This window comes from Saccharothrix sp. NBAS 001 (assembly GCF_056640475.1).
Genome location: NZ_CM153251.1, coordinates 2,822,933 through 2,846,301, shown reverse-complemented (window position 1 = coordinate 2,846,301; position 23,369 = coordinate 2,822,933). Strand labels below are relative to the sequence as shown.

27 protein-coding genes are annotated in these 23,369 nt (G+C 73.4%); 17 read left to right on the top strand and 10 right to left on the bottom strand.

The genetic code is table 11. The annotated features are described in order from the left end of the window. Positions 1–21: 21 nt before the first annotated feature. On the bottom strand, positions 22–372 hold the full coding sequence (locus tag AC0HI0_RS12045) for a hypothetical protein (protein WP_480932397.1): 351 nt from the start codon (positions 370–372) through the stop codon (positions 22–24). 147 nt (positions 373–519) lie between these two features. On the opposite strand from AC0HI0_RS12045, the gene AC0HI0_RS12040 reads away from it, so the two are divergent. After that, on the top strand, positions 520–1,740 hold the full coding sequence (locus AC0HI0_RS12040) for an MFS transporter (RefSeq protein WP_480932396.1): 1,221 nt from the start codon (positions 520–522) through the stop codon (positions 1,738–1,740). Here AC0HI0_RS12040 and AC0HI0_RS12035 read toward each other — a convergent pair whose 3' ends face one another. Together AC0HI0_RS12035 and AC0HI0_RS12030 are read right to left on the bottom strand one after the other, a co-directional pair. Next, positions 1,741–2,370 (bottom strand): response regulator, encoded by a 630-nt coding sequence (locus AC0HI0_RS12035; protein ID WP_480934291.1) that lies wholly within the window; start codon positions 2,368–2,370, stop codon positions 1,741–1,743. After that, positions 2,361–3,605, bottom strand: coding sequence for a sensor histidine kinase (locus tag AC0HI0_RS12030; protein ID WP_480934290.1), 1,245 nt, complete (start codon positions 3,603–3,605; stop codon positions 2,361–2,363). Before AC0HI0_RS12030 ends, AC0HI0_RS12035 begins: the two co-directional genes overlap by 10 nt. Before the next feature lie 137 nt (positions 3,606–3,742). Here AC0HI0_RS12030 and AC0HI0_RS12025 point away from each other — a divergent pair, with 137 nt between their 5' ends. Next, the gene (locus AC0HI0_RS12025; protein ID WP_480932395.1) at positions 3,743–4,552 is read left to right on the top strand and encodes a CPBP family glutamic-type intramembrane protease; all 810 of its coding nucleotides are present in this window, start codon (positions 3,743–3,745) and stop codon (positions 4,550–4,552) included. Between the two features lie 116 nt (positions 4,553–4,668). On the opposite strand, the gene AC0HI0_RS12020 is transcribed toward AC0HI0_RS12025, so the two are convergent. Then, positions 4,669–6,051 (bottom strand): KamA family radical SAM protein, encoded by a 1,383-nt coding sequence (locus AC0HI0_RS12020; protein WP_480932394.1) that lies wholly within the window; start codon positions 6,049–6,051, stop codon positions 4,669–4,671. Between the two features lie 107 nt (positions 6,052–6,158). Here AC0HI0_RS12020 and AC0HI0_RS12015 point away from each other — a divergent pair, with 107 nt between their 5' ends. Then, positions 6,159–6,653 (top strand): FxsA family protein, encoded by a 495-nt coding sequence (locus tag AC0HI0_RS12015; protein WP_480932393.1) that lies wholly within the window; start codon positions 6,159–6,161, stop codon positions 6,651–6,653. On the opposite strand, the gene AC0HI0_RS12010 is transcribed toward AC0HI0_RS12015, so the two are convergent. After that, complete coding sequence (locus AC0HI0_RS12010; RefSeq protein WP_480932392.1) at positions 6,536–7,225, bottom strand: hypothetical protein; 690 nt, start codon at positions 7,223–7,225, stop codon at positions 6,536–6,538. The two genes, AC0HI0_RS12015 and AC0HI0_RS12010, sit on opposite strands and share 118 nt — an antisense overlap. 42 nt (positions 7,226–7,267) lie before the next feature. Here AC0HI0_RS12010 and aroQ point away from each other — a divergent pair, with 42 nt between their 5' ends. After that, a complete protein-coding gene (gene aroQ, locus AC0HI0_RS12005; protein ID WP_480932391.1) occupies positions 7,268–7,741 on the top strand; it encodes a gamma subclass chorismate mutase AroQ in 474 nt (157 codons plus the stop codon). A gap of 10 nt (positions 7,742–7,751) precedes the next feature. On the opposite strand, the gene AC0HI0_RS12000 is transcribed toward aroQ, so the two are convergent. From AC0HI0_RS12000 to AC0HI0_RS11990, 3 genes are read right to left on the bottom strand one after another with little or no spacing between them, the layout of a single operon-like run. Continuing rightward, on the bottom strand, positions 7,752–8,405 hold the full coding sequence (locus tag AC0HI0_RS12000; RefSeq protein ID WP_480932390.1) for a class I SAM-dependent methyltransferase: 654 nt from the start codon (positions 8,403–8,405) through the stop codon (positions 7,752–7,754). 16 nt (positions 8,406–8,421) lie between these two features. Further along, positions 8,422–9,093 (bottom strand): response regulator, encoded by a 672-nt coding sequence (locus AC0HI0_RS11995; RefSeq protein ID WP_480932389.1) that lies wholly within the window; start codon positions 9,091–9,093, stop codon positions 8,422–8,424. After that, the gene (locus AC0HI0_RS11990) at positions 9,090–10,664 is read right to left on the bottom strand and encodes an ATP-binding protein (RefSeq protein ID WP_480932388.1); all 1,575 of its coding nucleotides are present in this window, start codon (positions 10,662–10,664) and stop codon (positions 9,090–9,092) included. Before AC0HI0_RS11990 ends, AC0HI0_RS11995 begins: the two co-directional genes overlap by 4 nt. A 153-nt stretch (positions 10,665–10,817) precedes the next feature. Between AC0HI0_RS11990 and AC0HI0_RS11985 the strand changes: the two genes are divergently transcribed. The 3 genes from AC0HI0_RS11985 to AC0HI0_RS11975 are packed head-to-tail and all read left to right on the top strand — an operon-like array spanning position 10,818 to position 13,787. Further along, entirely contained in the window at positions 10,818–11,798 is a 981-nt protein-coding gene (locus tag AC0HI0_RS11985) for a Bug family tripartite tricarboxylate transporter substrate binding protein (protein WP_480932387.1), read from the top strand. Beyond that, positions 11,795–12,313, top strand: a complete 519-nt coding sequence (locus tag AC0HI0_RS11980) for a tripartite tricarboxylate transporter TctB family protein (protein WP_480932386.1) — start codon at positions 11,795–11,797, stop codon at positions 12,311–12,313. Before AC0HI0_RS11985 ends, AC0HI0_RS11980 begins: the two co-directional genes overlap by 4 nt. Next, positions 12,306–13,787: a tripartite tricarboxylate transporter permease gene (locus tag AC0HI0_RS11975; protein WP_480932385.1), complete on the top strand. Its 1,482-nt coding sequence runs from the start codon at positions 12,306–12,308 to the stop codon at positions 13,785–13,787. Before AC0HI0_RS11980 ends, AC0HI0_RS11975 begins: the two co-directional genes overlap by 8 nt. Here the strand turns inward: AC0HI0_RS11975 and AC0HI0_RS11970 are convergent. After that, a complete protein-coding gene (locus tag AC0HI0_RS11970; protein ID WP_480932384.1) occupies positions 13,724–14,074 on the bottom strand; it encodes a hypothetical protein in 351 nt (116 codons plus the stop codon). The two genes, AC0HI0_RS11975 and AC0HI0_RS11970, sit on opposite strands and share 64 nt — an antisense overlap. A gap of 123 nt (positions 14,075–14,197) precedes the next feature. Between AC0HI0_RS11970 and AC0HI0_RS11965 the strand changes: the two genes are divergently transcribed. Genes AC0HI0_RS11965 through AC0HI0_RS11955 form a run of 3 tightly spaced genes read left to right on the top strand, consistent with a single transcriptional unit; the run spans position 14,198 to position 15,419 of the window. Next, on the top strand, positions 14,198–15,100 hold the full coding sequence (locus AC0HI0_RS11965; protein ID WP_480932383.1) for a helix-turn-helix domain-containing protein: 903 nt from the start codon (positions 14,198–14,200) through the stop codon (positions 15,098–15,100). After that, on the top strand, positions 15,042–15,209 hold the full coding sequence (locus AC0HI0_RS11960; protein ID WP_480932382.1) for a DUF397 domain-containing protein: 168 nt from the start codon (positions 15,042–15,044) through the stop codon (positions 15,207–15,209). Before AC0HI0_RS11965 ends, AC0HI0_RS11960 begins: the two co-directional genes overlap by 59 nt. Positions 15,210–15,251: 42 nt before the next feature. Continuing rightward, entirely contained in the window at positions 15,252–15,419 is a 168-nt protein-coding gene (locus AC0HI0_RS11955) for a DUF397 domain-containing protein (protein WP_480932381.1), read from the top strand. Here the strand turns inward: AC0HI0_RS11955 and AC0HI0_RS11950 are convergent. Continuing rightward, positions 15,373–16,206, bottom strand: coding sequence for a helix-turn-helix transcriptional regulator (locus AC0HI0_RS11950; protein ID WP_480932380.1), 834 nt, complete (start codon positions 16,204–16,206; stop codon positions 15,373–15,375). The genes AC0HI0_RS11955 and AC0HI0_RS11950 overlap by 47 nt on opposite strands. A 78-nt stretch (positions 16,207–16,284) precedes the next feature. Here AC0HI0_RS11950 and AC0HI0_RS11945 point away from each other — a divergent pair, with 78 nt between their 5' ends. The 7 genes from AC0HI0_RS11945 (at position 16,285) to kal (ending at position 23,368) form a co-directional block, all read left to right on the top strand. After that, positions 16,285–17,442, top strand: a complete 1,158-nt coding sequence (locus tag AC0HI0_RS11945) for an FAD-dependent monooxygenase (RefSeq protein ID WP_480932379.1) — start codon at positions 16,285–16,287, stop codon at positions 17,440–17,442. 69 nt (positions 17,443–17,511) lie between these two features. Further along, positions 17,512–18,525 (top strand): L-erythro-3,5-diaminohexanoate dehydrogenase, encoded by a 1,014-nt coding sequence (gene kdd, locus AC0HI0_RS11940; protein ID WP_480932378.1) that lies wholly within the window; start codon positions 17,512–17,514, stop codon positions 18,523–18,525. Next, the gene (locus AC0HI0_RS11935; protein ID WP_480932377.1) at positions 18,522–20,096 is read left to right on the top strand and encodes an amidohydrolase; all 1,575 of its coding nucleotides are present in this window, start codon (positions 18,522–18,524) and stop codon (positions 20,094–20,096) included. Before kdd ends, AC0HI0_RS11935 begins: the two co-directional genes overlap by 4 nt. Then, positions 20,093–20,623, top strand: coding sequence for a hypothetical protein (locus AC0HI0_RS11930; RefSeq protein ID WP_480932376.1), 531 nt, complete (start codon positions 20,093–20,095; stop codon positions 20,621–20,623). The genes AC0HI0_RS11935 and AC0HI0_RS11930 overlap by 4 nt, the downstream gene beginning before the upstream one ends. 41 nt (positions 20,624–20,664) lie before the next feature. Beyond that, positions 20,665–22,230, top strand: a complete 1,566-nt coding sequence (kamD, locus tag AC0HI0_RS11925; protein WP_480932375.1) for a lysine 5,6-aminomutase subunit alpha — start codon at positions 20,665–20,667, stop codon at positions 22,228–22,230. Beyond that, positions 22,227–22,979, top strand: coding sequence for a lysine 5,6-aminomutase subunit beta (gene kamE, locus AC0HI0_RS11920; protein WP_480932374.1), 753 nt, complete (start codon positions 22,227–22,229; stop codon positions 22,977–22,979). The genes kamD and kamE overlap by 4 nt, the downstream gene beginning before the upstream one ends. Next, the gene (gene kal, locus AC0HI0_RS11915; protein WP_480932373.1) at positions 22,976–23,368 is read left to right on the top strand and encodes a 3-aminobutyryl-CoA ammonia lyase; all 393 of its coding nucleotides are present in this window, start codon (positions 22,976–22,978) and stop codon (positions 23,366–23,368) included. The genes kamE and kal overlap by 4 nt, the downstream gene beginning before the upstream one ends. The last annotated feature ends 1 nt before the right edge of the window (position 23,369 follow it).

Below are 23,369 nucleotides of genomic sequence, written 5' to 3'. Positions count from 1 at the left end.
CACGGCTTTCCGCCGGCGCGCTCAGTCGGTGTACCCGGTTTCGCACACGATCGGTCCGACGATGTGCTCGTTGAACTCGGCCAGGTCCTCCGCCGGGATCCAGTACTCCAGCACGTCCCGGCCGCCGGCCTGGCGGACCGGGTAGCGGGACAGGAAGTCGGCGTCGACCTCGAACCGGGTCACGTAGCCCACGCCCTCGGCGGGCACGTTCCACTCGCGCGCGATCTTCGTGGCGTACCAGCGGTTCGCGACCGGGTAGAAGATCGGCTGGTCGGGCAGGCGGGGCGGCCACGCGCGCCAACCGCCGGCCGCGACCAGGTCGAGTTCGGCCTGCCCGGTCGGTCGCCACAGGGTCACCGTCGGCTTGGACATCGTTGCAGGATAACGAGGTCCCGCACCCCGCCCGGACCGGTTTTCCGGCCGCCGGGAAACCCGCTTGCCGACGCGTCCGCGCGCCCCGGATGATCGGGTGCTCCCCGCCCGGGGCGGCGGTTCCCGGCCGACCGGAAGGCTCGCGCCATGCCCCGTGCGGTGTCCTCCGAGGTGTCCTCCGAGGGATCCGGCGTCCTCGGCCGCGCGGCCCGCCGGAGGTTCGTGGCCTCGACGGTGATCGACGCGGTCGGCAGCGGGCTGTGGGTGCCGTTCGCCCTGCTGTTCCTGGTGCACGGGCGCGGTCTCGGGCTGGTCGAGGCCGGCGCGGCGCTCACGGCGGGCGGGCTGGTCGGGTTGGCGTCGGTGCCCTTCGTCGGCGCGGCGGCCGACCGGATCGGGTTCGGCCGGGTGCTGGTGGCGGGCAACGTGCTCCGGTTCGGCTGTTTCCTGTGCTACCCATTCGTGTCCGCCGGCTGGCAGGTGGTCGTGCCGGCGGCCGCCGTCAGCGTCGGCGACCGGTTGTTCTGGACCGCCAACGCCCCGCTGGTGGCGGCGTCGACCACCGGCCGTGACGCCGAGAAGGTGCTGGGCGCGCAGACCGTCGCGCGGTTCGCGGGCGCGGGGGTCGGGGCGGCCTGCGTGGCCGTCCTGCCGGGTGCGGCGATGTTCGACCTGCTCGCCGTGGCGAACGCGGTGAGCTTCGCCGTCGCGGCCCTGCTGCCGGTGGGCCTCAAGGTCCCGGCGGCGGAGCCCGTCGCGGTGCGGGCGGGGTGGCGGGCGCTGCTGCGGGACCGGCCGTACGTGGCGTTCTGCGCGACGCACGTGGTGTTCGCGCCGGCGAGCGTCGCCAAGTTCACCGTGCTGCCCCTGGTGGTGTTCGACGTGCTTCGCGGTCCACAGTGGACCCCCGGGGTCGCGGTCGCCGTGGGCACGGTGGTGATCGTCGTGGGCCAGCGGCCGATCACCGCGTTCGTGTCGCGGTGGAGCCGTGGCTCGGCGCTGGTGGCGGGCGCTGCGCTGTTCGCGGTGTCGTTCGCCGCGCTGGCCCCGTTGACGGTCGTGCCGCTCCCGGTCGCGACGGTGGTCGTGCTCGGGTTCAGCGTGGTGGTGTCGGTCGCGGAGGCGGTGTTCGCGCCGGCTGCGACGGCGGCCGCCGCCGCAGCGGCCCCACCGCACCTGGCCGGTCGGGCGAGCGGGCTGTTCCAGCTGTCCTGGGGTGTCGCCGGGGCCGCCGCGCCGGTCCTGCTGGCCGGGCTGCTCGGCGCGGGCAACGCGGTGCTGTGGTCGGTCCTGGCGGTGCTGTGCGCGGCGGCCGTGCCGGCGGTGCTGCGGCTGCGTTCCGCGCTGCCCGCCGGCGCCCTCGGGTGACTACCCGCGCAGGTGGGCCAGCACGGCGAGCACCCGGCGGTTGGTGTCGTCGTCGGGCGGCAGGTCGAGCTTGGCCAGGATGTTGCCGACGTGCTTGACCACCGCCCCCTCGCTGACCACGAGCCGGCGCGCGATGGCGGCGTTGGAGCGGCCCTCGGCGATCAGCGCCAGCACTTCCCGTTCCCGCGCCGACAGCCGCGCCAGCGGGCTGCGGGCGAGCAGCTGCCGCACCACGTCCGGGTCGACCACGGTCGCGCCGGCCGCGACCCGGCGCAGCACGCCGACGAACTCCTCGACGTCGGCGACCCGGTCCTTGAGCAGGTAGCCGACCCCTCCGGGGGTGTCGAGCAGGTCGACGGCGTACCCGCGCTCGACGTACTGGCTCAACGCGACCACGGGCAGCCCCGGGCGTTCCCTGCGCAGCGCCACGGCCGCGCGCAGACCCTCGTCGCCGTAGCCCGGCGGCATCCGGATGTCGGTCACCACCAGGTCCGGCCCTTCCCGGCGCACGGCCGCGATCAACGCCTCGGCGTCGCCCACGGCCGCCACGACCGGCAGCCCGAACCGGTCGAGCAGGCCCGCGAGCCCTTCGCGCAGCAGCACGCCGTCCTCGGCGAGCACTACTCGGATCGGTGACAAGGCAGCTCCACGCGCAGCAGGGTCGGACCGCCGACCGGACTCGACAACGACATCCTGCCGTCCACCACCGCGACCCGGTCCGCGAGCCCCGCCAGCCCGCCGCCGGGCACCGCGCCGCCCGCGCCGTCGTCGACCACCTCGACCACGAGCATCCCGTTGCGCTCGGCCGCGCTGACCGTCGCCGTTTCCGCACCGCTGTGCCGGGCCACGTTGGTCAGCGCCTCGGCCACCACGAAGTACGCGGTGGACTCCAGGTGCGGCGGCAGCCGGCCGACGTCGGCGGTCACCGCGACCGGGACCGGGCTGCGGCCCGCGAGGTCTTCCAGCGCGGCCACCAGCCCCCGGTCGGTGAGCACCTTCGGGTGGATGCCGCGCACCAGCTCCCGCAGCTCGACCATGAGCTGCTTGGCCTGTTCGTGCGCGGCGACGACCTCGGGGTGCGCGGGGGAGTCGGCCGGCACGTCCAGCCGCGCCATGCCCAGCCGCAGGGTCAGGCTGACCAGCTTCTCCTGCGCGCCGTCGTGCAGGTCGCGCTCGATCCGCCGCCGCTCGGCGTCGAACGAGTCCACCAGCCGGGCCCGCGACCGGGTCACCTCGACCAGCCGCAGGTCGCCGAGCAGCAGCGCCCGCGCGGCCGCCATGTGCCCGGCGGCGAGCAGCCCCACGACGTAGGGCACCAGGGGCAGCAGCACCAGCCCGACCGCCGCGTAGCCCAGCGCCTGCTCGGTGGTCACGATCGGGTCGAACCCCAGCGTGATCGGCCCGTTGGTGGCCTCCAGGACCAGCGGCGCGGTCAGGTAGACCAGCGGCGTGCCCGCGAGCAGCAAGGCGCCGCCGTAGACCAGCGGCCCGAGCGTGACCAGCAGCGCGGTGTACCCGGCCGCGCGCCACGTGGCGGGGTCGCGGTAGCCCAGCGGCGAGGGGCGGTCGCGGGAGTTCGGGTCGACCAGCCGCAGCCGCCGCCGTTCGAGCCGGGCCAGCGGCCGGGCCACCCACGGCAGGCCCAGCGCCAGCGCCGCGAGCCCCACGACCAGCGACACCGCGCGGGCACCACCGGAGGCGTTGTGCGAGAACACGAACATCATCGGCACCGCGAGCACCCCGACCGGCACGGCCGTCGCGACCGCGACGACCGGAGTGCTCAGCACGTACCCCAACGCCCGCCACGGCCACCGCCCGAGCACGAACCGTCGCTGCCGCAAGGCGTCCCACAGGGTCGTTTCCATCACGCCGGGAACGTTAGGCAACGGCGCGGTCGGCTGTCTGCGCGGCTGCGTGGAGTTCTCGGGGTGGACCTGGCCCCACCTCCGGACGCCCGCCACGCGTAGTGCCCCGCACCCGCCGCCGCTGATCTTGTGTGGCCATGACGACGACTGCGGTCGGGGCTCGTGGGGTCCCGGCGTTCCTCCTGCTCTCCTTCGGTGTCGCGTGGGTCGGCATGACCGGCGCGTGGCTGCTCGGCTTGTCGCTGGTCAACCCGCTGGTGCAGCTCCCGTTCGGGTTCGCGCCGGCGATCGCGGCGTTCGTGGTGCGCCGGTGGGTGACCCGTGAGGGGTTCGCCGACGCGGGCCTGGCGCTGCGGCCCGGTAAGGCGTGGCGGTACTACCTGGCGGCGTGGCTGGGCCCGTTCGGGCTGGTCGCCGGCGCGCTGGCGACCTCGGCGGTGCTGGGCCTGTGGCAGCCGGCGTGGCCGACCGCGGACGAGTGGGCGTTCGTCGGCGTGCTGGCGCTGGTGGTCCCGCTGCTGACGCCGATCTACTGGGGCGAGGAGTTCGGCTGGACCGCCTACCTGCGGCTGCGCCTGCTGCCCGACCGCCCGCTGGCGTCGACGGTGGCGACCGGGCTGATCTGGGCGGTGTGGCACTACCCGCTGGCGTTCCTCGGGTACATCGAGTTCGACAACGTGGTGCTGGGCCTGGCCGTGTGGACGGTGTCGTTCCTGTGCCAGGAGGTGATCCTGAGCTGGTTGCGGATCGGCAGCGGCACGGTGTGGCCGGCCGGCCTGGCGCACGCGGGCAACAACATGGTGCTCGCGCTGCTCACCGGCGCGGTGCTGGGCGAGCACGTCGACGCCACCACGACCACGGTGGTGATGACCGTGCCGCTGGCCCTGGTCGCCGGGTGGATCGTCTGGACGGGCCGGATCTCCGAGCAGGCACCGGCCCGGGTCTGACGCCGGACGCGGTGGCGGTGCGCGCGGCGTGCGAAGGTCCCCGGACTGGCCGGAACCTCGTCCGCACGGCCGCGCCCACCGCCGCGTCCGGCCTGGCCCGCGTGCCGCCGGCGGCGCTACGCCTGGGCGGCCCACCAGCGGCGGCCCGCCTCGCCCAGCGTCGAGATCGGGTCGTAGTACGGGTAGCGCCGGTCCAGCGCGTCCGCGTCCTCCAGTTCGATCCCGGTCCGGTAGTTCTTCGTCCAGTACGAGATGCCGCGCTCGCGGTCGTAGTCGGCGAGCTGGTGCACCCACCGCTTGCCGACGTACGGCACGTCGCACACGATCCGCGGCGTCGCGTAGCCCGGCAGGTAGCCCATGATCGCGTGCTGGAGTTCCTGCGCCTCCCACACCGCGACCCGCCAGTGCTCGGCGTTCGGGATCATGTCGCACATGTAGAAGTAGTACGGGAGGATGTTCGCCTCGCCCTGCAACGCGAAGCACAGGTCGAGCAGGTCGTCCGTGGTGGCGTTGACGCCCTTCATCAGCACGCCCTGGTTGCGCACGTCCCGCACGCCGACCTCCAGCGCGGTCCGCGCGGCCTCGGCGACCAGCGGCGTCACCGACTGCGCGTGGTTGACGTGGGTGTGGATGGCCAGGTTCACGCCGCGCCGGGCGGCGGTGCGCGCGACCCGCTCCAGCCCCTCGACCACCTTGGGCTGGAGCCAGTGCTGCGGCAGCCCGGCCAGCGCCTTGGTGGCCAGCCGGACGTCGCGGACGCTGTCGACGTCCAGCAGCCGCATCAGGAACGACTCCAGCTGGGGCCACGGCACGTTGGCGACGTCGCCGCCGGAGACGACCACGTCCCGCACGCCGGGCGTGCGCTTGAGGTAGTCGATCATCCGGTCCTGCCGGTCGACCGGCTTGAGCAGCAGTTTGTGCTTCTGGACCTGCGGGGTGGAGTTGCCGACCAGGTCCATCCGGGTGCAGTGCCCGCAGTACTGGGGGCAGGTCGACACCAGTTCGGCGAGCACCTTGGTGGGGTAGCGGTGGGTCAGGCCCTCGACCACCCACATCTCGGCCTCGTGCAGCGAGTCCCGCGCGGAGTGCGGGTGGTTGGGCCAGTCCGGGTCGCGGTCGAGGCGGACCGGGATCATGTAGCGCCGGATCGGGTCGGCGAAGAACGCGTCGGTGAAGTCGGCCGGCGCGGCGTCCGGGGCCATGGTGTTGAGCATCTGCGGCGGCACCAGCATGGACATGGTGGCCAGGTCGGCCTGGTCGGCGGCCAGCTCCTCGTAGAACCGCTCGTCGAGCAGGTCGCCCAGCAGCGCGCGCAGCTGCTTGACGTTCTTCACGCAGTTGGCCCGCTGCCACTGGGCGTCGCGCCACTGGGCCTCGGTCACGTCCCGCCACCCCGGGAACCGTCGCCAGTCGGGCTCGACGAGTTCCCGCCGCGCGTAGGTGTACGGCTGGAGGTCAGGCCGGTGCAGCGCGGGCACGACGTCGTGTAGCGCAGTCATCCATGCTCCCTACCCGTGTAGTGGCGTAAAGATATGCTGCCAGATGGCCACTTCGGCGTAAATATTTCGGCAGGGAGTGTTTTGGCCGGTTCGTTCGTTGAGGGGGTATGCGCGTGTTCGCCGTAGTGCTCATCGGTCTGGCCGTCGAGATCACCGCCCTCGTGGCGGCCTTCGGGGCGTGGGGGTTCCTGCCCACCCTCGGGCTGCTCGTCCTGGGCGGGGTGGTCGGCTCGATGCTGATGCGCCGGGAAGGCGCGCGCACGATGGCCGCGTTCTCCGAGGCGCTGCGCAACCGCCGGCAGCCGCACCAGGAGATCGCCGACGGCGTGCTCATCGCCGCGGCCGGCTTCCTGATCCTGGTGCCCGGCTTCCTCAGCGACGTGCTGGGCCTGTTCCTGCTGTTCCCGCCCACCCGGCGGCTGGTCAGCAGGCGGATCGCGCGGCGCGCCGAGCAGCGCGAGCGCGAGATGGTCCTGAACCTGCGCTACGGCCGCCCGCCGACCGCCGGCGGCGTGGTGATCGACGGCGACGTGGTCGAGGGCGCGGTGGTCGACGTCCCGGCCGACGCCGCCCGCCCGGCCGCCCGTCCCGAACTGCCCTGAGCCGCCTCGCGCACCAGCCCGGTCACCTCGGTCAGCACGACGTGCCGCCGGTACCCGGCGGCGCTCCTCGCCTCGGCCGCCAACCGCCCGACCTCGTCGACGCACGCCGTGAGCAGCGCGTCCTCCGCCGCGCCGAACCGGCCGTCCAGGCAGGCCCGCACGCACCGCCGCACCGCGGCCTCCAGCGGGTCGGCGACCCGGTCGGGCCGCCGCGCGTCCCACAGCCGCAGCAGGTGCCGCGCGCTCCCCGCCCGGTCGACCGACCGCCGGAACGGGTTCGGGAGGTGAGGGTCGGGCGTCCGCCGTCCGGCTCGCTTCGCGGCCCGCCGGGTCCGGGCATAGGCTTCGATCTCGGCGTGCTTGCGCGCCCGGAGGTCTTCGACCACCGACAGCGCGCGCAGCAGCGCCTGCTGGTCGTGGTGGAACGGGCCGACTTCCAGTTCGAGGAAGGCGAGCGTGCCGTGCAGGCTGTACTCGGTGACCTCCCGCGCGCACGACCGCAGCCGCGACACGCGCCGGCGCATCGGCAGCCCGGGGTCGCGCACCTGGCGCGCGTCGGCGGCGAAGCTCACACCGGCCAGTCTCGGCCAGGCCGCACCCGGCCGGCCACCGGATTGCGCCGCGCGGCGGCCCTGCCCCTCGCCCTGGTCCTCACCCTGACCTGCCCCGACGCCACGACCACGGACCTGGCGACGCGGCGCCTGCTGATCGCGGACGAGGTGGCGGCGGCGAAGTTCGGCACGTCCGCGCCCATCGACGACCCGGCGCGGGAGCGGCAGGTCGTGGACGCGGCGGTGGCCCGCGCGGTCGAGATCGGCCTGGCCGCCGACCCGGTGCGGATCTTCTTCCGCGACCAGGTCGAGGCGAACAAGGTCGTCCAGCGCGGCCTGTTCGCCCGCTGGACCGCCCACCCCGAGCAGCGCCCGACCCGTCGCCCCGACCTGGCCGGCGAGGTCCGCCCGAAGCTCGACCGGCTGACCACCGCGATGCTGGAGGACCTGCGCGACGGCCCGGACTGCGGTCCGCCCCCGCGCCTGGACCCCCTGCACCGCGCCGCGCTGCGCAAGGCACTCGCCTCGGTGTGCTGACCGGCGTCGACTACGGCCGCCAGAGGTCCACGGCGATGTCGTGGGTCCGCTCGCTGAACACACCGTCCGGGCTCACGTCCGCCGGCAGCCCGCGCAGCGCGGCCTCGAACTCCCCGAGGCGCTCGCCGAACAGCTGCGGCGCGGCGCTGGACAGCGAGAACACCCCGGCGACCACGTCGTCCACGTCCCGGGTGACCACCCTCCCGGGCACCTCGACCCGGCCCGGCCCGGTGAACCCGGCGGCCCGGTAGACCTCGCTCTCCCCGGACGCCGCGCACCGCCGCGGCGACCCTGGGCCGATCGAGCCAGTGGAACGACTGGGCGAAGGTGACCAGCCGGAACGACCCGAGCCCGGCGGGCAGCTCCTCGGCCCGCATCCGCAGCCACCGGGCGTTGCGCACCCCCGCGAGCCCGGCCGACCGGCCTCGGTGATCATGCCCTGGTCGGCGTCGATCCCGACCACCCGCGCGAACCGGTCGGCGAGCAGCAGCGTCAGCGAGCCGGGCCCGCAGCCGACGTCGAGCAGCCGGCCGGAACCGTCCAGGTCGAGCGCGCCGGCCAACGCCTCGGCCAGGGCGTCGGGGTAGGCGATGCGGCCGCGCGCGTAGTAGCCGGCGCTCCCCGAGTACAGCGACGGGTCCCACTCCCACGGTTCGGCGGCCATGGCGTGAGCATGTTGATCAGGTCAGCCGGTACCCGTGCGACGGTCGGTTGGCCATCCCGTAGCGCGGCTGGACCTCGGCCTTCCCCACGGTGACCAGGTGTTCCAGGTACCGGCGCGCGCTGACCCGGGACAGGCCGGCGCGTTGCCCGACCTCCTGCGCCGACAGGTCGCCGGCGCAGTCCCGCAACGCCTCGGTCACCAGCCGCAGCGTCACCGCCGACAGGCCCTTGGGCAGCCCGATCGACCGGGGCCGGTGCTGGAGCAGCCGGTCCACCTCGTCCTGGTCGAGCCACTGCCCCAGCCGCTGGACCTCGGTGCGGCGCGCCAGGTACTGCCGCATCCGGTCCTGGAACGCGGTCCGGGTGAACGGTTTCACCAGGTAGTGGTCGACGCCCCGGGACATCGCCTGCCGCACGGTCTCGCGCTCGCGCGCCGCCGTCACCGCGATCACGTCGACCGGCGTCCCGCTGCGCGCCCGCAGCCGGGCCAGCACCTCCAGCCCGGAGATGTCGGGCAGGTGGATGTCGAGCAGCACCAGGTCCGGCCGCAACGCCTCCACGGCCCGCAGCGCCTCGCCGCCGCCGTGCGCCTCGCCGACCACGCTGAACTCCGGCAGCGCCTCCAGGAACCCCCGGTGCACGGCGGCGACCGCGAAATCGTCGTCCACGACCAGCGTGCGCACGTTCATCGGACACCCGCTTCCGGCAGCCACACGTCGAACGACGCCCCGCCCAGCGCCGAGTCGGAGATCTCCACCCGCCCGCTGCGGCGGGCCACCACCCGCGACACCAGCGCCAACCCGATCCCGCGCCCGTGCGCGCCCTCGGGCGCCTTCGAACTCACGCCGAGGGTGAAGATCCGCCCGCGCTGCGACTCGGCCACGCCCGGCCCGTCGTCGTCCACGACCACCCGGACCCCGTCCTCGGACGCCCGGACCAGCACCCGGACCGTGCCGCCGGTCTCCACCGCGTCCACCGCGTTGTCGACCAGGTTGCCCAGCACGGTCAGCGCGTCGTCCCCGGCCCGGGTGTCCACCGCCGAGGCCGGGTCCAGCCGCAGCGCCACCCCGCGCTCGTGCGCGGTGGACGACTTGGCCAGCAGCAGCGCCGCCAGCGCCGGGTCGGCCACCGCACCCTCGACCAGGTCCGAGGTCACCGAGCCCGCGCCGCCGACGCGTTCGATGTAGGCGACCGCGTCCGCCCGCCGGTCCAGCTCGACCAGCCCGCCGATGACGTGCAGGTGGTTGGAGAACTCGTGGGCCTGCGCCCGCAGCACCTCGGTCACCGTCCGCTGCCCGTCGAGCTGGCGCAGCGCGTCGTGCAGCTCGGTCCGGTCGCGCAGGGTCAGCACCACGCCGACCGGCCGCCCGTGGGTCTTGGCGGTCATCCGGTTGGCGACCAGCACCCGTTCTCCGGCCGGCACCAGCCGGTCGGCGACGTCGTCGCGCCCGCGCGCCAGGTCGAGCAGGCCGCCGTCCTCCAGCACCTCGGCGGCGGGCCGCCCGGTCGGGTCCTCGGTCAACCCGAGCAGCCGCATCGCCTCGTCGTTGACCAGGTCGAGCCGTTCGCGCTCGTCCACCGCCACCACGCCCTCGCGGATGCCGTGCAGCATCGCGTCCCGGGTCTCCAGCAGCTGCGCGATCTCGGCCGGTTCGAGCTTGAACGTCCGCCGGCGCACCGCCTGGGTGACCAGCGCCGCGCCCAGCACGCCGATCAGCGCCGCCCCGGCCAGCCACCCGATCAGCTCGGGCAGGTCCTCGGCGAGGTCGGCGGACAGCTCGCTCTCCAGGATCCCGACCGACGCCATGCCCATGACCTGGCCGTCCTCGGCCCGGATCGGCACCTTCGCGCGCAGCGACGTGCCCAGCGTCCCGGTCTCGGTGCCCACGAACACCGTTCCCGACAGCGCCGGACCCGGGTCCGTGGAGACGCGTTCCCCGATGCGCGAGGGGTCCGGGTGGGCGTAGCGGACGCCGTTGCGGTCGGTGACCACGACGTAGGTGACGCTGGAGGCCTTGCGCAGCAGCTCGGCCAGCGGCTGGATCGTCCTGGCCGGGTCCGGCTCGTCGAACGCCCGCACCACGGTCGGCAGCCGCGCCACGCTCTCCGCCACGGACAGCATCCGCTCCCGGTAGGACTCCCGGATCCGGTCGCTCTGGAGCTTGGCCGCGAGCAGCCCGGCGGCGCAGGTGGTCGCCAGCACGATGACCACCTGCAAGACCAGCAGGAACACCCCCAACGGGACGGAACGGCGACGCATGCGTCGCATTCTGACCTATGGCGTGTGAGCCCGGCCACGACCTAAACGACCAATACAACCCTTACGACCGATGCCTTACCGCGCACGTCCCGCGCTCCTACCGTTCCCGGCCACCAGGGCGACGAAGCCCCGGTGGGGAACGTGGAGGATCCGATGGCAGGACAGCACACCCGACTGGTCACGGCCGTGGCCGCGGCGGGTCTCGTGCTCGCGGGGTGCGGCGCGGGCGGCCCGACGGCGGCGGGCGGGGACGTCGCCAAGCTGGAGATCATGGCCCCGGCGGACCCCGGCGGCGGCTGGGACCAGACGGCGAGGTCCATGCAGGCCGCGTTCACCGGGGCGAACCTGGTGCGGTCCGCGCAGGTGTCGAACGTGGGCGGCGCGGGCGGCACGGTCGGGCTGCGCAAGCTCGCCAACGAGAAGTCCGAGACGTTCCTGATGGTCACCGGCCTGGTCATGGTCGGCGCGGTGGAGACCAACGGCGTCGACAAGCGGCTGGAGGACACCACCCCGATCGCCCGGCTCACCGCCGAGGACGAGGTGGTCGTGGTGCCCGCCGACTCGCCGCACCGGACCATCGAGGACCTGCTCAAGGCGATCGACGAGAAGGGCCGGGGCGTCTCGGTGACCGGCGGTTCGGCCGGCGGTACCGACCACGTCCTGGCCGCGATGCTGCTCAAGGCGAAGGGCATCGACTCCGCGAAGCTCAACTACGTCCCGTACTCCGGCGGCGGCGAGTCGCTGGCCGCGCTGCTGGGCAAGAAGGTCGACGCGGGCATCTCCGGCGTCGGCGAGTACAAGGAGCAGATCAAGGCGGGCAAGCTGCGCGCCCTGGGCACCTCCGGCCCGCAGCCGCACCCCGACCTCGACGCGCCGACGTTCAAGAACCTCGGCACCGGCGTCGAGCTGATCAACTGGCGCGGCGTCGTGGCCCCCGGCTCGATCTCCGCCGCCGCGAAGGACCGCCTGGTCAAGCTCGTCACGGACATGCACGCCAGCCCCCAGTGGCAGGAGGAGCTGAAGAAGAAGGGCTGGACCGACACGTTCCTCACCGGCCACGAGTTCGCCAAGTTCCTGACCGTGGAGATCGGCCGCATCAAGCCGGTGCTTCAGGAGATCGGTCTGGTCAAGTGACCCCGGACGAGGCCCGCCGCCCGACCTCCGCCCGCGTCGAGGAGTACGTCTTCGCCGGCCTGGTCACCGCGCTGGGCGTGTTCACCCTGGTCGACGCCACCACCATCGCCGCGCGCGGCACGGCCGGCGGCATCGGCCCCCGGGCCTTCCCGTACGCGGTGGGCGCGCTGCTGGTGGCGACCGGCGTGGCGGCCCTGGTCGCGGTCGCGCGCGGGAAGCTCGGCCGGGCCGAGGACGCGGAGGACGTCGACACCTCGGTCCGCACGGACTGGGCGACCGCGGCGAAGCTGGTCGCGATCCTGGTGGCGCACCTGGCGCTGATCGACCTGGTCGGCTGGCCGGTCGCGGCGGCGGTGCTGTTCGCCGGCGCGGCGTGGACGCTGGGCGCGGTGTGGTGGAAGGCGCTCGCCGCGGGCGTGGTGCTCGCGCTCGTGGTGCAGGTGGTGTTCGCGTCGGGCCTGGGCTTGTCGCTGCCCGCCGGGATCTTCGAAGGGGTGCCGTTCCTCGATGGGTGACCTGGCCGCCCTGCTGGAGGGTTTCGCGACCGCCGCGCAGCCCGCGTACCTGCTCTACGCCCTGCTGGGAGTCACCCTCGGCACCGCCGTGGGCGTGCTGCCGGGCATCGGCCCGGCCATGACGGTGGCGCTGCTGCTGCCGTTGACCTACACGCTCGAACCGACCGCCGCCCTGATCATCTTCGCGGGCATCTACTACGGCGGCATGTACGGCGGGTCGACCACCTCGATCCTGCTCAACACACCGGGCGAGTCGTCCTCGATCGTCACCGCGCTGGAGGGCAACCGGATGGCGCGGGCGGGCAGGGGCGCGGCGGCCCTGGCCACGGCGGCGATCGGCTCGTTCGTCGCGGGGACGATCGCCACGGTCCTGCTGACGCTGCTGGCCCCGACCATCGCCGACGTGGCGGTGACGCTGGGCCCGGCGGACTACGTGGCGCTGATGGTCGTCGCGTTCACCACCGTCGCCGCGCTGCTGGGCTCGTCGCCGGTGCGCGGGTTGGCGTCGCTGGGGCTGGGCCTGTTCCTCGGCCTGGTCGGCACGGACACGCTGTCCGGGCAGCAGCGGTTCACGCTCGGCGTGTCGACGCTGGCCGACGGGATCGACGTCGTGGTGGTGGCGGTGGGCGTGTTCGCGGTCGGCGAGGCGCTCTACGTGGCCTCGCGCCTGCGGCACGGCCCGGTCGAGGTCGTGCCGGTCGGCGGGAAGTGGTTCACCCGCGAGTTCTGGTCGCGCTCGTGGAAGCCGTGGCTGCGCGGGACGTTCATCGGCTTCCCGATCGGCACGGTGCCGGCCGGCGGCGCGGACGTCTCGACGTTCCTGTCCTACGCGGCGGAGAAGAAGCTGTCCAAGCGGCCGGAGGAGTTCGGGAAGGGCGCGATCGAGGGCGTGGCCGGGCCGGAGGCGGCGAACAACGCGGCGGCGGCCGGGGTCCTGGTGCCGTTGCTGACCTTGGGCCTGCCGACCACCGCGACCGCGGCGGTGATCGTGGCGGCGTTCCAGTCCTACGGCATCCAGCCGGGTCCGTTGTTGTTCACCAACAACTCCGGGATGGTCTGGGCGCTGATCGCGTCGCTCTACATCGGCAACGTGATGCTGCTGGTACTGAACCTGCCGTTGGTGAAGATCTGGGTGAAGGTCCTCCAGATCCCGCGTCCCTACCTGTACGCGGGGATCCTGCTGTTCGCGGCGCTGGGCACCTACGCGGTGAACTTCGTCGTGGACGACCTGGTCGTGCTGCTGGTGATCGGCGTCGTTGGGTTCTTCATGCGCCGCCACGGCTATCCGGTCGCGCCGCTGGTCGTGGGCCTGATCCTGGGGCCGATGGCGGAGGAGCAGGTGCGCCGGACGTTGCAGATCAGCGAGGGAGACCTGACCGCGCTGGTGACGAGCCCCTTCGCGGCGGCGGCCTACGCGGTGCTCGCGCTGGTGCTGGCGACGGCCGCGGTGCTGCGGGTGCGCCGCCGCTCCTGACCGGGCGGCAGCCACAGCAGGTGCGGCCTCGCCTCACCCTGTTCGGTGAAAAACACCAGCGCGTTCTCCGGCTTCTGGAGGGTGGCGTAGAAGCCGCCCTCGGTGGAGACGACCTCCGACCGGTCCTCGAACGCCAGCCCGTACGCGGCGATGTGGGTGTCTTCGCGGTCGTCGTATTCCACGGCGACCGCGAAGAGGCGCGGCGCTCCCTCGACCGCGAGCGCGGCGAGGAACTGGGCGAACCCCGAGTCGTCCCAGGGGGCGGTGGTGGTGGCGTCGGCATGCATGAGCGGTACCCTCCGATCGTGAGGAGTGGTTTGCGCAACCAGTGTCCGGTTTGCGCAACCAACGCGTCAATACCTCGATCAGGTGTACCAGGAGGTCCGTTTGCCATCCCTAAGCTGGGCCGCATGATCCGCAGCACGGCGAAAGCCATGGCGCTCGGCGCGAAGATCCGCGCGGCTCGCGAAGCGGCCGGTTTGACCCAACGGGTGGTGTGCCGGAGAACCGGGATCCACCCCGGCACGATGACCCGGCACGAGTCGGGCGAGCGCCCGCCGGGCGAGGAGGCCGTCACCGCCATCCTCGACGCGATAGGCGTGCAGGGGCCGGACCGCGAGGAGATCCTCGACCTGGCCCGCGACGAACCCGCCACCGGCTCGGCCTGGCTGGCGATAGGACTGCCGGAGCAGCAGGTCCAACTCGACGCGCTGCTCCAAATCGAACGGCTGGCCACCTCGATCGTCGACATCAGCCCGCTGGTGGTACCCGGCCTGCTCCAGACCAGCGACTACACCCGCGCGATCATGCGGGCGGGCACGGTACCCGAGTCGAGGATCGAGACCAGGGTGGCGATCCGGATGGGCCGCAGGGACGTCCTCACCAGAGCCCGCCCGGTCCACTACACGGCGCTGATCGGCGAACAGGTGCTCCGGCAGCGGTTCAGCGACCACACGGCCCGCATCGAGCAGTTGCAGCACCTGCGCAAGATGGCCGAGTTGCCGAATGTTTCGCTGCGGGCCTTCCGGATCGATCAGTGCTGGCACGAAGCCCTCGACGGGCCGTTCTCGCTAGTCACCCTCGGCCCGGACGAGACGATCGTCCACTTGGAGAACCACGCGAGTGGCCTGTACATCCAGGAGAGGGATTCGGTCGCGGTGTTCCAGGACGCCGTCGAACGGGTCTCGGCGGTCTCGCTCGGTGTCGAGGAGACCGCCGACCTCATCGGACGACTTGTGGAGGAGGCAGGAACTGATGAGTCCAACTCGGTGGCGGAAGTCGAGCAAGTCGGGCACGGCTACGAATTGCGTTGAGGTACATGGGGATTTGAGCGCGCTGCGCGACTCCAAGCAGCCTGACGGGCCCGCGTTGCGGTTCACGGGTGCGGGGCCGTTCCGGCGGTTTGTGTCCGCGATCCGTTGAGCGGTCGCCGGCGTTCGGTGTGCAGACGAGAGGAGGGACCGGATGAACGCACTCCGGTGGCGAAAGTCCAGTAGGTCCGGCCCGAATGGCAGCTGCGTTGAGGTGCGCGGCGATCTGAGCGCGCTGCGCGACTCCAAGCAGCCTGGCGGGCCCGCGTTGCGGTTCACGGGCCCGGGAGCGTTCCGGCGGTTCGTGTCCGCGATTCGCTGAGCAGTCGCAGGGCGTCCGCGCCCGCCGACGACGGCTGCGCGCTGTAGGTGATCAGCGTCCGGTCGGGTTCGCCGGGCACCGCGAACGCCTCGTAGTGCAGCGTGAACTCCCCGGCCACCGGGTGTCGGAAGTGCTTCGCCCCGTGCGGGCTCGTCCACACCCGGTGGTCGGCCCACATCGGCCCGAAGTCCGGGTTCCCGGCCGTCAGCTCGGCGAGCAGCGCCTGCAGCTCCTGGTCCTGCGGGTACATCCCGACCAGCACCCGCAGCCCGCCCAGGGTGTCGCGCGCCTTGTCCTCCCACGGCTGCCACAGGTCCCGCGCCCCCGGGTCCAGGAAGACCAGCCGGGCCATGTTGGGCCGGTCCAGCTCACCCAGGTCCACGCCGTACAGGGCGCACGCCAGGTCGTTCCACGCCACCACGTCGGTCCGCGCGCCGAGGATGTAGGCGGGCCCGTGGATGCTGTCCAGCAGCCAGCGCTGGGCCGCGCGCACGGGCTGTTCGCCGGGTGTGCGCGGCAGCGGCCGGGCCAGGGTGCGCAGGTGGCCCTGTTCGGTGTCGTCCAGCCGCAGGGCGCGCGCCACGGCGTCGAGCACCTGGTCGGAGACGTTGTCCAGGCGGCCCTGCTCCAGCCGCACGTAGTAGTCCGCGCTGATCCCGGCGAGCTGCGCCAACTCCTCGCGGCGCAGCCCCGGCACGCGCCGTCGGGTGCCGTAGGTCGGCAGCCCGGCCTCCTCGGGGCTCAGTCGGGCGCGTCGGGAACGCAGGAACTCGCTCAGCTCGCTCACCGCGCAAGCCTAGGTCTGCCAGACCTGGGAATTTCCTGGCGCTGGGTACACCGGTCGCGCGGTCCGAGGCTGTGTCCCATGAACATTCTGATCTCGGGTGCGGGTGTCGCGGGTGTGTCGCTGGCCTACTGGCTGCGCGAGCGGGGTTTCGGCGTGACGGTGGTGGAGCGGGCGTCCGCGCCGCGCGACGGCGGGTACAAGATCGACATCCGGGGTGCGGCGGTCGAGGTGGTGCGCCGCGCGGGTCTGCTCGACGCGGTGCGCGCGGTCTCGACCCGGGTCCGGGACGCGCACTTCGTGGACGCCTCGGGGCGTCGGGTGGCGACGATGAGCGCGGACGTGTTCGGCGGGCGCGAGGGCGAGGACGTGGAGGTCGTGCGCGGCGACCTGCTCAAGGTGCTGCGCGGCGCGGCCGACGTCGAGTACGTCTACGGCGACTCGGTCACCGGGCTGGACTCGCGGGCCGACGGGGTCGTGGTGAGCTTCGCGTCGGGCGCTGAACGGACGTTCGACGTGGTGGTGGGCGCGGACGGGCTGCACTCGGCGGTGCGGGCGCTGGCGTTCGGCGACGAGTCGCGGTTCCGGCGGGACCTGGGGCACCACGTGTCGATCTTCACCTCGTCGCACGGGCACGGGCTGGACCGCGAGGAGCTGCTGTACGCGGAGCCGGGCCGCACGACGAACGTCTACCGGACCGCAGGCGACGCCGGCGCGCGGGCGTTGTTCCTGTTCAAGTCGCCGGCGGGGGACGGGACGCCGGTGGCGACGCTGTCGGCGGCGTTCGCCGGCGCGGGCTGGCGGGTGCCGGAGCTGGTGGCCGAGGCGGCGCGGGCGCGGGACCTGTACTTCGACACGGTCAGCCAGATCCGGATGGACTCGTGGTCGGCGGGCCGGGTGGTGCTGGTCGGTGACGCCGCCTGTGCCGCGTCGCCCGCGTCGGGGCAGGGCACGAGCGTGGCGCTGGTCGGGGCGTACGTGCTGGCGGGGGAGTTGGCGGCCGGGCTGGAGGGCGCGTTCGCCCGGTACGAGTCGGTGATGCGGGGGTTCGCGGAGGCGAACCAGGCGCTGGCGGAGTCGAACCTCAAGGGCATGGTGCTCCGGTCGAAGGCGCGGATCTGGTTCCAGACCCGGATGCTGCGGCTGATGCCGAAGCTGCCCGGCCGGGAGAAGATGATCGAGCGGGTGACCGCGCCGATCCGTCGTGCGGCGACCGCGATCGACCTCCCCACGTACTGAATACTTGCGCAATCTTGACGTGCCACGTGAAGATATCCTGGTCCTGCCGCTGTCGACCGAAGGATTTCCATGACTTCGCCGTACGGTCTGCACCGAGTCGTCGAGCCCGCCGGCGTGCTGCCGCAGCAGGCGTGGCGGCTGGACGCGACACCGGAGTGCGGCACGGACGAGGTCGTGGTGGACGTCGAGCGGCTCAACCTCGACGCGGCGTCGTTCCGGCAGCTGCGCGAGCAGCACGGTCCGGACGTGCGGCGGGCGGTGCTCGACATCGTGGCCGAGCGCGGCAAGATGCAGAACCCGGTGACCGGGTCGGGCGGGATGCTGCTGGGCACGGTCCGCGCGGTCGGCCCGCGCTCGCCGCTGGGCCTGCGGGCCGGTGACCGGATCGCCACGCTGGTCTCGCTCACGCTCACGCCGTTGCGGATCACCGACGGCCTGGCCGGCTGGGACGGCACCACCGAACAGGTCCCGTGCGCGGGGACGGCGGTGCTGTTCGGCCGTTCGATCGCCGCCGTGCTGCCCGACGACCTGCCCGACGAACTCGCGCTGTCCGTCCTGGACGTGTGCGGCGCGCCCGCGCTCACCGACCGGGTGGTGCGCCGCCGGGCGGCGGAGTCCGTGCTGGTGCTGGGCGGTGGCGGCAAGTCCGGGTCGCTGTCGCTGGCCGCCGCGCGCCGGGCCGGCGCGTCCCGGCTGGTGGCGCTGGTGCCGACCGGGGCCGAAGCCGACCTGGTGCGGTCGTCGGGTCTGGCGACCGAGGTGGTCGTGGCCGACGCGCGCAACCCGGTGGCGGTGCTGGACGCGGTCGGCACGCCCGTGGACGTGACGGTGGTGTGCGTCGACGTGCCGGGGTGCGAGCACGGCGCGATCCTGGCCACGGCGAACGGCGGGGTGGTCGTGTTCTTCTCCATGGCCACGTCGTTCCCGGCCGCCGCGCTGGGCGCCGAGGGGCTGGCGGCCGACGTGCAGATGCTCGTCGGCAACGGCTATGTCCCAGGTCACGCGGCGTTCGCGCTGGACCTGGTCCGGGCCGAACCTGCCGTGCGGGCGCTGTTCGAACACCGGCAGACTGCTCAGGCGTGACTACTGTGAACGCCGCTCCCACCACCCTCCTGCTCGGCGGCCGGATCCACTCCCCGACCTCCTCCGACGCCACCGCGATGGCGATCACCGACGGCACCGTGGTGTGGCTGGGCCAGGACTCCGTGGGCCGCGCCCTGCACCCGGACGCCGAGGTCGTGGACCTGGCCGGCGCGTGGGTCGCGCCGGCGTTCGTGGACGCGCACGTGCACGCCACCTCCGCCGGCCTCCTGCTCACCGGCCTCGACCTGACCCGGTGCCGCTCGCTGGCCGAACTCCTGGACGCGGTGCGCGCCGCCGAGGGCCCGCTGATCTGGGGCCACGGCTGGGACGAGACCCGCTGGCCGGAGAACCGCCCGCCGACCCGCGCCGAGCTGGACGACGCGGCGCGCGGCGCGGTGGTGTACCTGTCGCGGATCGACGTGCACTCGGCGCTGGCGTCCACGGCGCTGCTCGACCTCGCGCCCGGTGCGCGCGACGCGGACGGCTGGTCGCCGGACGGCCCGTTGTCGCGGGCGTCGCACCACCACGTGCGGGGCGCGGCCAAGGACGCCATCCCGGCGGCCCGGCGTCGGGCCGCGCAGGACGCGTTCCTGGAGCACGCGGCCTCGCGCGGGATCGCGTCGGTGCACGAGTGCGCCGGGCCGGACATCTCCAGCCGCGACGACCTGGCCGACCTGCTGGCCCGCACCGACGGCCCCGAGGTCGTCGGCTACTGGGGTTCGACCGAGCCGATCGACCTGCCCGTGCGCGGGCTGGCCGGCGACCTGTTCGTGGACGGCGCGCTCGGCTCGCGCACGGCCGCGCTGTGCTCGCCCTACGCGGACGCCGACACCTCCGGCGCGCTGTACCTGACCCCCGACGAGATCGCCGCGCACCTCGTGGCGTGCACGGAAGCGGGTCTGCAGGGCGGTTTCCACGTGATCGGCGACGCCGCCGCGGCCGCCGTGGTCGAGGGCTTCGAGAAGGCCGCGGCGGCGGTCGGGGTGCCCGCGCTGGCCGCCCGGAAGCACCGGCTCGAACACGTCGAGATGATCGACGCCGACCAGGCCGCGAAGCTCGGGTCCTGGGGCGTGGTCGCCTCCGTGCAGCCGCTGTTCGACCACGAGTGGGGCGGCGCGTCCGGGATGTACGCGCAGCGGCTCGGGGTCGCGCGGGGCACGGCGCTCAACCCGTTCTCGCGGTTGGCGGGCGCCGGGCTGGTGCTGGCGCTGGGGTCGGACGCGCCGGTGACCGTCGTCGACCCGTGGGCGTCCGTGCGCGCGGCCGTGCACCACCGGACCGACGGGTTCGGGATCTCGCCGCGCGCGGCGTTCAACGCGCACACCCGGGGCGGGTGGCGCGCGGCCGGCGTGGACGACGGGATCACCGGCACGTTGCAGCCGGGCGCGCCCGCCACCTACGCCGTGTGGCAGGCCGGTGAGCTGGAGGTCACCACGCCCGACTCGCGCGTGCAGCGGTGGTCGACCGACCCCCGCTCGGGCGTGCCGGGGCTGCCGTCGCTGGACGAGCCGCCGACGTGCCTGCGGACCGTGCTGCGCGGCCGGACCATCTTCGACCGGGAGGACTCGTGAAGGTCTTCCTGTCCTGGTCGGGCGCGCAGGCGCGGGAGTTCGCGCTGTTCCTGTTCGAGGCCGGGGCGATCTCCCGCAGCGTCGGCGAGTCGGCGGTGGTCCCGCTGCTGCTCGACCTGGCCAAGACCGACGTGGTGGGGCCGCTGAGCCGGTTCCAGGCCGTCGACGCGGGCTCGCGGCAGGACGTGTTCCGGATGTCGGAGTCGGTCAACGCGCCGATGGCCCGCCCGCTGGAACCGGCGGTCCTGGCGCACGTCGCGGACTGGGAGTGGGACGGCTTCGCCGCCGCCGCGTCGCGTGCCGGCGCTCCGGCGGACCGACCGCCGGCGCGCAGCGAACGCGAGGTGCTCGCCGAGATCCTGGAGACCGTGCGCACCATCGAGCGCAACGGCCGCCCCGAGCCGGAGACGTTCGCTCGTGGGCTCGGCGCGGCGACCGTCGCCGGCCGTCGCGCAGGCGGCGGGTCGACCGATCGCCTGCCCGACGGGTACGGGTTCGGGCAACCCGGACCACCGCCCGGAGGGTGACCCGATCCGGCGGAGGACAGGCACAACGAAAGGGAGTGACAATGGCGTTGCTCGACCTCGACCCGACAGTGGTCGCCACGGCGCGCAGGCTGGCCGCCAAGGCGGCCGAGCCCGTGGTGACCATCGCGAAGGCGCACACGACGGTGGCGGTCGAGCGCGCGACGCTGCGGCTGGCCGGCATCACCGGCGCGGACTCCACGCACCGCGCCGGTGACGTGCCGTGGGTCAACCGCGTCATCGACACCGTCCGGGAGCACTGCGGCCTCGAACACGGCGTCGTGCTGCCCGCGTTCCACGCCCTCAAGGAGCACGACCTGGGCTCGCTCACCGAGCTGGCCGAGGCCACCGCCGCCGGCCAGGTCCGGTACGCGGTCCCGACCGGCAAGGACCGCGTCCGCGCCGAGAAGCACGCCCGCACGGCCGTCACCAGGGGCCTGCGCACGGTGGACCGCAACCGGCTCCAGCGCGACAAGCTCGTCGCCCGGCTCGGCGACCCGGCGCAACGGCCGTGGATCTACCTGATCGTGGCGACCGGCGACATCGACGAGGACGTGGTGCAGGCGCGGAACGCGGCCCGCGCGGGCGCGGACGTCATCGCGGTGATCCGCTCCACCGGGCAGTCGCTGCTGGACTACGTGCCCGAAGGCGCGACGCACCACGGGTTCGCGGGCACCTACGCCACGCAGGAGAACTTCCGGATCATGCGGGCCGCGCTGGACGAGGCGTCCAAGGAGGTCGGCCGGTACGTGCGGCTGACCAACTACGCGTCCGGCCTGTGCATGCCCGAGATCGCGGTCCTGGCGGGGCTCCAGCGCCTGGACATGATGCTCAACGACTCGATGTACGGGATCCTGTTCCGCGACATCAACCCGATCCGGACGTTCGTGGACCAGCGGTTCTCCCGCCAGGTGCACGCCCGCGCCGGGATCATCATCAACACCGGCGAGGACAACTACCTCACCACCGCCGACGCCGTGGACGCCGCGCACACCGTGACCGTGTCGCAGCTGCTCAACGAGCACTTCGCGCACGAGGCCGGCCTGCCCGACGCGCTGCTGGGCCTGGGTCACGCGTTCGAGATCAACCCGAAGGTGCCCGAGTCGTTCCGGCTGGAGCTGGCGCACGCGCTGCTGGCCCGCGAGCTGTTCCCGGACGCGCCGCTGAAGTGGATGCCGCCGACCAAGCACATGACCGGCGACGTGTTCAACGGCTACCTGCTCGACGGGTTCTTCAACCTGGCGGGCGTGCTCACCGGCCAGTCGATCCTGCTGGTGGGCATGATGACCGAGGCCGTGGTGACCCCGTTCCTGTCCGACCGGGACCTGGCGCTGGCCAACGTCCGCTACGTGCTGAACGCGGCGGGCAGCCTGCGCGAGGACTTCCGGCCCGCCCCGGACGGGCTCATCGTCAAGCGCGCACACCAGGTGCTGGGCGAAGCCGTCGACCTGCTGGAGCGGATCGTCGACGACGGGCTGCTGCCCGCCATCGCGGACGGCACGTTCGGGCTGATGAAACGCCCCGCGCACGCCGGCAAGGGCGCGGACGGCGTGGTGGAGAAGGCCGAGGGCTACTGCAACCCGGCCGCGGAACTGCTGGAGGCACGGTGAGCGGGGGCAAGCGGCACGTCCGCCCGTACGGCGACACCACCGGCGACGGGATGGTGCAGACCTCGTTCACGCTGCCGGTGCCGTTCGGGCCCAAGGCCGACGGCGCGGCGCAGCAGCTCGCGAACAGGATGGGCATCGACCCGGCCATGGTCGTGCACTCCCACCCGATCGGCGAGGACTTCACGTTCTTCGTCGTCTACGGGTCGGTCAAGCACGTCGTGGACCTGGACGAAGTGCGCGTGGTGGAACGGGAGTACCCGCTGCTGTCACCGTCCGAGGTGAACACGACGCTGAAGAAACTGCTGCGGCGCAAGCTGGTCGTGGTCGGCGGGTGCATCGGGACGGACGCGCACACCGTCGGCATCGACGCGATCCTCAACATCAAGGGGTTCGCCGGCGAGAAGGGCCTGGAGTACTACCGGGAGCTGAAGGTGGTCAACCTCGGCGCGCAGGTGTCGGTGCCCGAGCTGGTGCGCCGCGCCCGCGCCGAGAAGGCCGACGCGGTGCTGGTGTCGCAGGTGGTGACCCAGCGGGACGCGCACATCCTCAACACCCAGGAGATGTCGGCGGCGTTCCGCGAGGCGATGGGCGCGCGCCGCCCGCTGCTGATCGCCGGCGGCCCCCGGTTCGACCCGCTGATGGCGGGGGAGTTGGGCGTGGACCGGGTGTTCAGCCGCGGTACGACGCCCGGCGAGGTGGCGAGCTACCTGGTGCACGCCGTGCAGACCAAGAAGGAAGTGACAGTGTGACCGGTCCGACCGAGGGCGTGAGCGTCACCCACCGCCGCTACGTGCCCCACTCGCACGCCCACTACGGCGGCAACCTGGTCGATGGCGCGTACGGGCTGGGCCTGTTCGGCGACGTGGCGACCGAGCTGCTCATCCGCACCGACGCCGACGAGGGCCTGTTCGCGGGCTACTCCAGCGTCGAGTTCACCGCCCCGATCCAGGCGGGCGACGTGATCGAGGCGACCGCGACCCTGGTCCGGGTCGGCAACCGGTCCCGCGAGATCGAGTTCGAGGCCCGCGTGGTGTGCCGCTCGGCCCCGGACCGGGGCCCGTCGGCGGCCGACGTGCTGGACCCGCCGGTCGTGGTCACCCGCGCGCGGGGAACGGTGGTGGCCCCGCCGCGCCGGTGAC

Excerpts from the sequence above, each read along its gene's own strand:
- kamD (WP_480932375.1), top strand. The coding sequence starts at position 20,665 with ATGGCGTTGCTCGACCTCGACCCGACAGTGGTCGCCACGGCGCGCAGG.
- AC0HI0_RS11955 (WP_480932381.1), top strand. The coding sequence starts at position 15,252 with ATGAACGCACTCCGGTGGCGAAAGTCCAGTAGGTCCGGCCCGAATGGC.
- AC0HI0_RS11995 (WP_480932389.1), bottom strand. The coding sequence starts at position 9,093 with ATGAACGTGCGCACGCTGGTCGTGGACGACGATTTCGCGGTCGCCGCC.
- AC0HI0_RS11975 (WP_480932385.1), top strand. The coding sequence starts at position 12,306 with ATGGGTGACCTGGCCGCCCTGCTGGAGGGTTTCGCGACCGCCGCGCAG.
- AC0HI0_RS11945 (WP_480932379.1), top strand. The coding sequence starts at position 16,285 with ATGAACATTCTGATCTCGGGTGCGGGTGTCGCGGGTGTGTCGCTGGCC.
- AC0HI0_RS11990 (WP_480932388.1), bottom strand. The coding sequence starts at position 10,664 with ATGCGTCGCCGTTCCGTCCCGTTGGGGGTGTTCCTGCTGGTCTTGCAG.
- AC0HI0_RS12000 (WP_480932390.1), bottom strand. The coding sequence starts at position 8,405 with ATGGCCGCCGAACCGTGGGAGTGGGACCCGTCGCTGTACTCGGGGAGC.
- AC0HI0_RS12020 (WP_480932394.1), bottom strand. The coding sequence starts at position 6,051 with ATGACTGCGCTACACGACGTCGTGCCCGCGCTGCACCGGCCTGACCTC.
- AC0HI0_RS11970 (WP_480932384.1), bottom strand. The coding sequence starts at position 14,074 with ATGCATGCCGACGCCACCACCACCGCCCCCTGGGACGACTCGGGGTTC.
- AC0HI0_RS12045 (WP_480932397.1), bottom strand. The coding sequence starts at position 372 with ATGTCCAAGCCGACGGTGACCCTGTGGCGACCGACCGGGCAGGCCGAA.
- kdd (WP_480932378.1), top strand. The coding sequence starts at position 17,512 with ATGACTTCGCCGTACGGTCTGCACCGAGTCGTCGAGCCCGCCGGCGTG.
- AC0HI0_RS12025 (WP_480932395.1), top strand. The coding sequence starts at position 3,743 with ATGACGACGACTGCGGTCGGGGCTCGTGGGGTCCCGGCGTTCCTCCTG.
- AC0HI0_RS11965 (WP_480932383.1), top strand. The coding sequence starts at position 14,198 with ATGATCCGCAGCACGGCGAAAGCCATGGCGCTCGGCGCGAAGATCCGC.
- AC0HI0_RS12030 (WP_480934290.1), bottom strand. The coding sequence starts at position 3,605 with ATGGAAACGACCCTGTGGGACGCCTTGCGGCAGCGACGGTTCGTGCTC.
- AC0HI0_RS12015 (WP_480932393.1), top strand. The coding sequence starts at position 6,159 with ATGCGCGTGTTCGCCGTAGTGCTCATCGGTCTGGCCGTCGAGATCACC.
- AC0HI0_RS12040 (WP_480932396.1), top strand. The coding sequence starts at position 520 with ATGCCCCGTGCGGTGTCCTCCGAGGTGTCCTCCGAGGGATCCGGCGTC.
- AC0HI0_RS11960 (WP_480932382.1), top strand. The coding sequence starts at position 15,042 with ATGAGTCCAACTCGGTGGCGGAAGTCGAGCAAGTCGGGCACGGCTACG.
- AC0HI0_RS11985 (WP_480932387.1), top strand. The coding sequence starts at position 10,818 with ATGGCAGGACAGCACACCCGACTGGTCACGGCCGTGGCCGCGGCGGGT.